Raw genomic sequence first — 9,584 nt, forward strand, 5'->3', positions numbered from 1 at the left:
CCAGCTCGCGGCCGACCAGCAGCCGCTCCTCGCGGCCTTCCCCGCGCTCGAGGTCGTCGGTGGCTGCTGCGGCACCGACGTCCGCCACATCGCCGCGATGTGGGGAGTCGCCAGCCCGCGCTGACACCTGCGCTGGGCCAGCGACGGGCCGTGACACGGACCTGTCCAGACAGCTCCGCCCACCGGCCGGACAACAACAGGACGAATGACCTACCGGCGGTAGGTTTCCCCGGCGAGCGTGACCTGGGGAGGGTTCGGATGCGGGTTCCTGTGCGACGTGGCCGCTGGCTGCTGGGGGCAGCGGCGTTGGTCGCCGGCGCGACCCTGGCTCCGGCTCAGGCAGTCGGCACCGCGCCCGACGCCGTCGTACGGATCGCGGCGCCGGGGGCAGGCGACGACTGCGGGCCCACGATCCGCAAGGCCGGCGGCACGCCGTGGCGGTGCACCTTCGTCGACCGGTTCAACGGCAGCGGCCTCGACCCCGACCGGTGGATCACCCAGGAGACGGGCGAGACCGGCTTCCGGTCCGGCCGCACCTGCTTCACCTCCTCGCGCGACAACATCCGCGTGCACGACGGCGCCCTGCACCTGACCGCCCGCAAGGGACCGTGGCAGCGCTGCAGCGCCCGGCTCCGCGGGTTCAGCACCCGTTACACCGGCGGCATGGTCGGCACCAAGGGCAGGTTCTCCCAGACCTACGGCCGGTTCGAGGTGCGCGCGAAGTACCCGAGCAACCGGGTCATCGGGATCCACGGCGGATTCTGGATGTATCCGGTCGAGCACACCTACGGCCGCTGGCCCTCCTCCGGCGAGATCGACGTCGCCGAGTGGTGGTCCTACGAGCCCGACCGGGTGATCCCCTCGCTCCACTACGACGGCCGCGACCCCGACGTCGACTCCGGCTGGGAGTGCTGGACCGACGTCACGGACTTCCACACCTACACCGTCGAGTGGCGACCGACGGTCATCCGCTTCTTCATCGACGGCACCGAGTGCTTCGCCCGGTCGTGGACCCCCGAGCCGCCCCTGGTCGCCCCGAAGCCGTTCGACCACCCGTTCAGCATGATCCTCAACATGGGCGTCGGCCCCAACGTGTCGTGGAAGGCCGACTTCCCCGCGACCTACGTCGTCGACTACGCGAAAGCCTGGCGCTGATAGTCCTTCCGGACTAGGCCGGACAGGTCGAACTCCCGACGACCCCAGGGACCCCGTCCCCCTACGTTTAGGAGCGCTAAGCAGCAGGGGACGAGGCCGTCGCGGCCTCCTGGGGGGATGTTCATGAGGGTTTCAGTTCGTTCGCTTCGTCGCGCCTTCATGGGCCTGGCACTCATCGTGAGCGCCGGCCTCGTCCCGCTGCCGGGCTCCCCGGCCGCCGCGCCGGCCGCCGCCGACGTCACCTTCGACGCGTGCGGCGTCGTGACCACCAAGGCCGACGGCTCGCCGTGGACGTGCTCGTTCGTCGACGACTTCGACGGCACCACGCTCGACCCGGCCAAGTGGATCGTGCAGGACACCGTCAAGACGGGCTTCCGCAGCCAGCAGACCTGCTTCACCGCGACCGAGCGCAACGTCAAGGTGGCCGACGGCGTGCTCGCGCTGACCGCCCAGGACGAGGGCGCCCCGATCAACTGCAAGAACTTCATGGGCGACTTCTGGACCCGCTACACGGGCGGCATGGTCGGCACCAAGGGCAAGTTCTCCCAGACCTTCGGCCGCTTCGAGGTCCGGGCCAAGCTCCCGGCGGCGACCACCTCCGGCCTGCACGGCGGCTTCTGGATGCTCCCGATCGCCAACAAGTACGGCGTCTGGCCGAACTCCGGAGAGATCGACGTGGCCGAGTGGTGGTCGGCGGACCCGTCGCTGGTGCTGCCGTCGCTGCACTACCGCGGTCGTGACTTCAACGCCGACTCCGGCTGGGGCTGCCGGATCACCGACCTGACCGGCTTCCACACCTACACCGTGGAGTGGGCACCCACCGGCTTCAGCTTCGCGATCGACGGCACGGTGTGCTTCACCCGGACCCCGACGACCCCGCTCGGCCTGGTCGCGCCGGCGCCGTTCGACCAGCCGTTCAGCATGATCCTCAACATGGGGGTCGGCATGCCCACCGGCACCAACAAGACCACCGCCTCGACGCCGTTCCCGGCGGCGTACGAAGTGGACTACGCCAAGTCCTGGCGCTAGAAAATACACCTGACCGAACTCGGGATCATGGGGGGAATCTGATGGGAACTGTCCGCGATCTTCGACGCGCGCTCGCCGCAGCCGCACTCGTGGGGCTCGCTGCGGTGGCGCCGCTGCAGCTCGCGACCGGCGGCGGCTCGCCCGCCGGCGCCGAGGTCACCTACGACGCGTGCGGCGTCGTCACGACCAAGGCCGACGGTTCCAGCTGGAGCTGCTCCTACGTCGACAACTTCGACGGCCGGTCGCTCGACCCGGCCAAGTGGATCACGCAGTCGACCGCGGTGACCGGGTTCCGCAGCGGCCAGACCTGCTTCACCACCTCGGACAAGAACATCAAGGTCCGCAAGGGGGCGCTCGAGCTCATCGCCCTGGCGCTGCCCGGCAAGTTCACGTGCAAGAGCCCGACCGGAGACTTCACCACGAAGTACACCGGCGGCATGGTCGGGACCCGGGGCAAGTTCTCCCAGACCTACGGCAAGTTCGAGGTCCGGGCGAAGTTCCCGACCGCGCGCACGTCGGGCGTCCACGGCGGGTTCTGGATGTTCCCGCTCAACCTCAAGTACGGCCCGTGGCCGGCGTCCGGCGAGATCGACGTCGCCGAGTGGTGGTCCCACGAGCCGACGCTCGTGCTGCCGTCACTCCACTACAAGGGTCGCGACTACCTCGTCGACTCCGGCTGGAACTGCCGGGTGGCCGACGTCAGCCAGTTCCACACCTACACGGTCGACTGGCAGCCGAGCGCGATCAGCTTCTTCATCGACGGCACGCTCTGCTTCACGCGGACGCCGGATCCCGACGCCCCGCTCGTCGCACCGCAGCCGTTCGACCACCCGTTCAGCATGATCCTCAACATGGGGGTCGGCACCGAGGGCGGCCAGAACGCGATCACCGCGTCGACGCCGCTGCCGGCGACGTTCTTCGTCGACTACGCCAAGGCCTGGAAGTAGCAGACCTCAGCGGGGGTCGCGGTCAGGAGACGGTGACCTCCGCGGCGCCACCCTCGACCGGTTCCATCGACTCGGCGAGGCGCAGCGCCTCCTCGATGAGGGTCTCGACGATCTCGGACTCGGGGACGGTCTTGATGACCTCGCCCTTGACGAAGATCTGACCCTTGCCGTTGCCGGACGCGACGCCGAGGTCGGCCTCGCGGGCCTCACCGGGGCCGTTGACGACGCAGCCCATGACGGCGACGCGCAGCGGGACCTCCATGCCCTCGAGGCCGGCGGTCACCTGCTCGGCGAGCTTGTAGACGTCGACCTGGGCACGGCCGCAGGACGGGCAGGAGACGATCTCCAGCTTGCGGGGGCGCAGGTTGAGGGACTGGAGGATCTGGATGCCGACCTTGACCTCCTCGACCGGAGGCGCGGAGAGCGACACCCGGATGGTGTCGCCGATGCCCTTGCTGAGCAGCGCACCGAACGCGGTCGCCGACTTGATCGTGCCCTGGAAGGCGGGGCCGGCCTCGGTGACGCCGAGGTGGAGCGGCCAGTCGCCCTGCTCGGCGAGCAGCTCGTAGGCCCGCACCATCACGACGGGGTCGTTGTGCTTGACCGAGATCTTGAAGTCGCGGAAGCCGTGCTCCTCGAAGAGGCTCGCCTCCCAGACGGCGCTCTCGACCAGCGCCTCCGGCGTGGCCTTGCCGTACTTCTCGAGCAGTCGCTTGTCGAGCGAGCCGGCGTTGACGCCGATCCGGATGCTCGTGCCCCGATCCTGCGCGGCCCGCGCGATCTCCTTGATCTGGTCGTCGAACTTCTTGATGTTGCCCGGGTTGACCCGGACCGCGGCGCAGCCGGCGTCGATCGCGGCGAAGACGTACTTCGGCTGGAAGTGGATGTCGGCGATGACCGGGATCTGGCTGTGCTGGGCGATCTCGGCGAGCGCCTCGGCGTCGTCCTGGCTCGGGCAGGCGACCCGGACGATGTCGCAGCCCGCGGCGGTCAGCTCGGCGATCTGCTGGAGCGTGGTGTTGACGTCGGCCGTCAGCGTCGTGGTCATCGACTGGACCGAGATCGGGTGGTCGCTGCCGACCCCGACCTTGCCGACGTTGATCTGCCGCGTCGTACGACGGGGAGCGAGCACCGGCGGGGGCGCTTCGGGCATGCCGAGGCTGATCGACGTCATGGCTTCAGGTTACTTCCGGACTACGACTCGAGGTGAACCGGGACGACCAGGTCACCGACGATGAGCACGACCCCCATGACCAGCATCAGGGACGCGACGACATAGGCGACCGGCAGCAGCTTCGCCGCGTCGACGTAGCCGGGGTCGGGACGGCCGAACAGCCGGGCCAGACCACGGCGGAGGGCTTCCCAGGTCGCGCTCGCGATGTGCCCGCCGTCGAGCGGCAGCAGCGGCACGAAGTTGAACATGCCGATGAAGAAGTTGAACCCGGCGATGAGCATGAGCAGCGAGACCAGCTTGTCGCCGACCTCGATCTCGTCGTGCGCGGCCACCTCGCCCGCGAGCCGGCCGCCGCCGACGATGCTGACCGGCCCCTCGGGGTCGCGGTCCTCGAGCCCGACGACAGCCTGGGCGACGTCGAACACCTTGACCGGCAGGGTGCCGAGCGCCTTGACGACGTCGACGGTCATGCCGCCCATCTGCTCGAGGGTGTAGATCGGGCCGCCGGTGGTGGGATGGACCTCCGGGCTCACGCCGAGGAAGCCCACCTCGGTCTTCTCCGTCGCGTCCACGGTGAGGAACCGTGGGGTGACCGTGGTCTTGGCCGCGATGGTCATCAGCTCGCCGTCGCGCTCGACCACGATCTCGGCCGTGCCGTTGCCGTTGTCGCGGATCAGCTGCTGGACCTGCTCCCAGTCCTCCGCCTCGACCCCGTTGAACGAGACGATCCGGTCACCGGGCTCGATCCCGGCCGCATAGGCCGGGGTCGGGTCGTTCGCGATCTCCTCGTCGGTGCAGACCCGGCCCGACTCCTCGGCCGGCACCACGCAGGCCTGGACGATGTCGACGGTCGTCGTCGCCGTCTGGTCGGCGCCGTTGCCCCAGGTCGCGAACACCGCGGCGAAGATGCCGAACGCGATGAGCAGGTTCACCGTCGGCCCACCGGCCATCACGATGATCTTCTTCCAGGGCGGCATCTTGTAGAACAGCCGGTCGGCGTCGTCGGGGCCCACGAGCTCCCACTCCGCCGCGCGCGCGTCGGAGATGAGCTGGGTGAACATGCCGGTGTTGGACTTGCGGACCCGGGTGACCTGGCGGCCTTCGGCGTCGTGGGTGACCTCGTCGGCGAGGTCCTCGGCCCCCGGCGGGAGCATCCCGACGATCTTGACGTAGCCGCCGAGCGGGACCGCCTTGAGGCCGTACTCGGTCTCCCCGACCTGCTTGCTCCACACGGTGGGGCCGAAGCCGATGAAGTACTGCGTCACCTTCCCGCCGAACCGCTTGGCCGGGATCATGTGACCGAGCTCGTGCAGACCGATCGAGACCAGGATCGCGACCACGAAGATGATCACGCCGAGGGCGTACAGCAGGGCGTCGGTCATGGCGGGTGCGAGGTCCTCAGTTCTGAGCGGTTCAGTCCGACAGGATGGTGCGGGTGGCGGCCTCGCGCGCCCAGGCGTCCGCTGCGAGGACGTCGTCGAGCGTGAGTCGCTCCCCCGAGCGTACGTCGTGGTCGGCGAGCACGGCGCCGATGACGTCGACGATCGCCGGGAACCGGAGCCGGCCCTCGTGGAAGGCGTCGACGCAGACCTCGTTGGCCGCGTTGTAGACCGCAGGCGCGGTGCCGCCGCGAGCGCCGGCCTCGCGGGCCAGCGCCACCGCGGGGAACGCGGTGTCGTCGAGCGGCTCGAAGCGCCAGTCGGAGGCCTTCGTCCAGTCGACGGGGGTCTCGGCGTCGGGCACCCGGTCCGGCCAGGCCAGGCCCATCGCGATCGGGACCAGCATCGTGGGGAGGCCGATCTGGGCGACGACCGCGCCGTCGGTGAACTCGACCATCGAGTGGATCATCTGCTGCGGGTGGACGACCACGTCGATCCGGTCGAACGGCACGTCGAACAGCAGGTGGGCCTCGATGACCTCGAGGCCCTTGTTGACGAGGGTCGCGGAGTTGGTCGTGATCACCCGCCCCATCGCGAAGTTGGGGTGGGCCAGCGCCTGGGCGGGCGTCACGTCCTCGAGGTCGGCACGGGTCCGGCCGCGGAACGGGCCGCCGCTCGCGGTCAGCACGAGTCGGCGTACCTCAGCGGCGGAGCCGCCGCGCAGGCTCTGGGCGATCGCGCTGTGCTCGCTGTCGACCGGGACGATCTGGCCGGGCGCGGCTCGCTCGTGGACGAGCGGACCCCCGATGATGAGGGACTCCTTGTTGGCCAGTGCCAGCGTGCGACCGGCGGCGAGGGCGGCCAGGGTCGGGCGGAGCCCCACCGCTCCGGTGATGCCGTTGAGGACGACGTCGCACGGGAGCTCGGCGGCCTCGACCGAGGCCTCCTCGCCCAGTCCGGAGAAGACCTCGGGGCAACGCGCGGCGACCTCGGCGACCTGCGCCGCGAACAGCTCGGGGTTGCTGCCGCCCGCCGTCAGCCCGACCACCCGGAAGCGGTCGGGGTTGGCGCGGACCAGGTCGAGCGCCTGCGTCCCGATCGACCCGGTCGAGCCGAGGATGACGACGTCTATCACCCGCTCATCCTGTCAGTCGGCGAGCAGCTCGTCGGCGGCGGCGTAGGGGTCGCTCTCCCCCGCCGTGACCGCCGCGGCGAGGCGGTCGATGTCCGCGCCGTCACCGACCGCGCCCCACCGGGCACGCAGCGCCGTCAGGGCGATCGCCTCGATCTCGTCGCGGGCACGGCGTACCCGCCGACGCCCGAGCTCGCCGGTCTCCTCGGCCCACGCACGGTGCTGGTCGATCCCGTCCACCACCTCGTCGGCACCCTGCCCCTGGAGGGCCACCGTCTTCAGCACCGGCGGCCGCCAGGCGCCCTCCGGACGCTCGGCGAGCGCGATCATCGAGCGCAGGTCGCGGCGCACGCTGTCGGCACCGTCGCGGTCGGCCTTGTTGATGACGAACAGGTCGCCGATCTCGAGGATGCCGGCCTTGAAGGCCTGGATGCCGTCGCCCATCCCGGGGGCCAGGAGGACGACGGTGGTGTCGGCCAGCCGGGCGATCTCGACCTCGCTCTGACCCACCCCGACGGTCTCGACGAGGATGACGTCGAAGCCCGCCGCGTCGAGGACGCGCATGGCCTGCGGGGTCGCCCGGGACACGCCGCCGAGGTGGCCGCGGGCCGCCATCGAGCGGATGAAGACACCCGGGTCGGTGGCGTGCTCCGACATCCGGATCCGGTCACCGAGCAGGGCACCGCCGGAGAACGGCGACGACGGGTCGATCGCGAGGACGCCGACCCGGAGGTCACGTCGGCGCAGCTCGGTGACGAGCGCGCTGGTCGAGGTGGACTTGCCGACCCCGGGCGAGCCGGTGAGCCCGACGACGTGGGCGTGCCCGGCATGCGGCGTCAGCGCCGCCATGACCTCCCGGAGGACGGGCGAGCCGTCCTCGACCAGGGAGATGAGACGGCCGATCGCCCGAGCCTCTCCGTTGCGGGCCCGGGCGACCAGCTCGTCAGGTGCTTCAGCTCTTCGGGACACGCACGATCAGAGCGTCACCCTGGCCACCGCCGCCGCACAGGGCGGCCGCGCCGATGCCGCCACCGCGACGCTGGAGCTCGAGGGCCAGGTGGAGGACCACGCGGGCGCCCGACATGCCGACCGGGTGACCGAGCGCGATCGCGCCGCCGTTGACGTTGACCTTGTCGTCGGACAGACCGAGCTCGCGCGCCGAGGCGATGCCGACCGCGGCGAACGCCTCGTTGAACTCGACCAGGTCGAGGTCGGCGGCGGTGATGCCCTCCTTCTCCAGCGCCTTCGCGGTCGCGGCCGCGGGCTGGAGCTGGAGCGAGGAGTCGGGGCCGGCGACCATGCCGTGCGCGCCGATCTCGGCGATGTAGGAGAGGCCGAGCTCCTCGGCCTTCTTCTTGCTCATCACGATCACCGCGGCGGCGCCGTCGGAGATCTGCGAGGCAGAGCCGGCGGTGATGGTGCCGTCCTTGGCGACCGCGCGGAGGCCCGCGAGGGACTCGACCGTGGTGTCGCCGCGGACACCCTCGTCCTCGCTGACGACGACGTCGCCACGGCGCGAGGAGATGGTGACGGGGACGATCTCGTCGTCGAACACGCCGTTCTTCTGCGCGGCTGCGGCCTTCTGGTGCGAGGCCGCGGCGAACGCGTCCTGCTCCTCACGGGTGAAGTTGTCGACCGCGGCGTTGCAGGCGTCGGTGAGGTTGATCATCGCCTGCTTGGTGAACTGGTCGTAGAGGGCGTCGTAGGCCATCGAGTCGACCAGCGTGGTGTCGCCGTACTTGAAGCCGGCGCGCGAGTTCGGGAGCAGGTGCGGGGCCTGGGTCATCGACTCCATGCCACCGGCGACGACGATGTCGACCTCACCGGCGCGGACCAGCTGGTCGGCCAGCGCGATCGCGTTGAGGCCCGAGAGGCAGACCTTGTTGATCGTGATCGTCGGGACGTTCATCGGGATGCCGGCGTTGACGCTGGCCATGCGGGCGGGGTTCTGGCCCGCACCGGCCAGGATGACCTGGCCCATGATCACGTAGTCGACCTGGTCGCCCGAGACGCCGGCCTTCTCGAGGGCACCCTTGATGGCGACGGCGCCGAGGTCGGCCGCGGACAGCGACGCGAGGCCGCCCTGGAGGCGGCCGATCGGGGTACGGGCGCCGGCGACGATGACGCTGGGGTTGTCGGACATTCTTCCTCCGTGAAGACGAGCCAGTGAACCTTCAAGACTCTACTCGCGGGTAGCCAGGACCGGCGAGGGGTCTCAACGGTCCTGGGACGAGGCACATGTCACAGCGGCCACTCGGCACAATGGGCCCATGAGCCTGAGTGACGTGCAGCACCTCTTCACCGCCATCGACCACGTGGGCATCGCGGTCCCCGACCTCGACGAGGCGATCGCCTTCTACACCGAGAACTACGGGATGAAGGTCGCGCACGAGGAGACCAACGAGGAGCAGGGAGTCCGCGAGGCGATGATCGCCGTCGGCGACACCGGCTCGCACATCCAGCTGCTCGCGCCGCTCTCCGCCGACACCACGATCGGCAAGTTCCTCGCCAAGAGCGGCCCCGGCCTGCAGCAGCTCGCCTACCGCGTCGAGGACATCGACGCGGTCTGCGCGACGCTGCGCGAGCGCGGCCTGCGCCTGCTGTACGACGTCCCGAAGCGCGGCACGTCCAACAGCCGGGTCAACTTCATCCACCCAAAGGACGCCGGCGGCGTGCTGGTGGAGCTGGTCGAGCCGGCGGCCGACGCGCACCACTGACCCGCCGCTTCACACGAACCTGAACCCGACCGTCTCCCCCGGCCTGAGCTG

Annotated in this window: 10 protein-coding genes; 5 read left to right on the plus strand and 5 right to left on the minus strand. The window is 70.3% G+C overall.

Annotated features, from left to right (window positions below; genetic code table 11):
• The 4 genes from H0487_RS24505 to H0487_RS19765 all read left to right on the plus strand — a co-directional run.
• Positions 1 to 124 (plus strand): homocysteine S-methyltransferase family protein (locus tag H0487_RS24505; RefSeq protein ID WP_183095943.1); only part of this gene is annotated, 124 nt, incomplete at its 5' end.
• A gap of 134 nt (positions 125 to 258) precedes the next feature.
• On the plus strand, positions 259 to 1,155 hold the full coding sequence (locus tag H0487_RS19755) for a glycoside hydrolase family 16 protein (RefSeq protein ID WP_183095944.1): 897 nt from the start codon (positions 259 to 261) through the stop codon (positions 1,153 to 1,155).
• A gap of 159 nt (positions 1,156 to 1,314) precedes the next feature.
• Entirely contained in the window at positions 1,315 to 2,184 is an 870-nt protein-coding gene (locus H0487_RS19760; RefSeq protein WP_183095945.1) for a glycoside hydrolase family 16 protein, read from the plus strand.
• A gap of 41 nt (positions 2,185 to 2,225) precedes the next feature.
• The gene (locus tag H0487_RS19765) at positions 2,226 to 3,131 is read left to right on the plus strand and encodes a glycoside hydrolase family 16 protein (protein WP_183095946.1); all 906 of its coding nucleotides are present in this window, start codon (positions 2,226 to 2,228) and stop codon (positions 3,129 to 3,131) included.
• Positions 3,132 to 3,153: 22 nt separating this feature from the next.
• Here H0487_RS19765 and ispG read toward each other — a convergent pair whose 3' ends face one another.
• The 5 genes from ispG to H0487_RS19790 are packed head-to-tail and all read right to left on the minus strand — an operon-like array spanning position 3,154 to position 8,959.
• Positions 3,154 to 4,305, minus strand: a complete 1,152-nt coding sequence (gene ispG / locus H0487_RS19770; RefSeq protein ID WP_183095947.1) for a flavodoxin-dependent (E)-4-hydroxy-3-methylbut-2-enyl-diphosphate synthase — start codon at positions 4,303 to 4,305, stop codon at positions 3,154 to 3,156.
• Between the two features lie 20 nt (positions 4,306 to 4,325).
• A complete protein-coding gene (locus H0487_RS19775; RefSeq protein ID WP_183095948.1) occupies positions 4,326 to 5,687 on the minus strand; it encodes a M50 family metallopeptidase in 1,362 nt (453 codons plus the stop codon).
• Between the two features lie 31 nt (positions 5,688 to 5,718).
• Positions 5,719 to 6,819, minus strand: coding sequence for a 1-deoxy-D-xylulose-5-phosphate reductoisomerase (gene dxr / locus H0487_RS19780; protein ID WP_183095949.1), 1,101 nt, complete (start codon positions 6,817 to 6,819; stop codon positions 5,719 to 5,721).
• 12 nt (positions 6,820 to 6,831) lie between these two features.
• Complete coding sequence (meaB, locus tag H0487_RS19785; RefSeq protein ID WP_183095950.1) at positions 6,832 to 7,785, minus strand: methylmalonyl Co-A mutase-associated GTPase MeaB; 954 nt, start codon at positions 7,783 to 7,785, stop codon at positions 6,832 to 6,834.
• Positions 7,769 to 8,959, minus strand: coding sequence for an acetyl-CoA C-acetyltransferase (locus H0487_RS19790; protein ID WP_183095951.1), 1,191 nt, complete (start codon positions 8,957 to 8,959; stop codon positions 7,769 to 7,771). Before H0487_RS19790 ends, meaB begins: the two co-directional genes overlap by 17 nt.
• Positions 8,960 to 9,086: 127 nt before the next feature.
• Between H0487_RS19790 and mce the strand changes: the two genes are divergently transcribed.
• Positions 9,087 to 9,533 carry a methylmalonyl-CoA epimerase gene (gene mce, locus H0487_RS19795; RefSeq protein ID WP_183095952.1) on the plus strand — a complete coding sequence of 149 codons (447 nt, stop codon included), beginning with the start codon at positions 9,087 to 9,089 and terminating at the stop codon, positions 9,531 to 9,533.
• Positions 9,534 to 9,584: the final 51 nt, after the last annotated feature.

Source organism: Nocardioides stalactiti (assembly GCF_014180715.1).
Lineage (GTDB): Bacteria > Actinomycetota > Actinomycetes > Propionibacteriales > Nocardioidaceae > Nocardioides > Nocardioides stalactiti.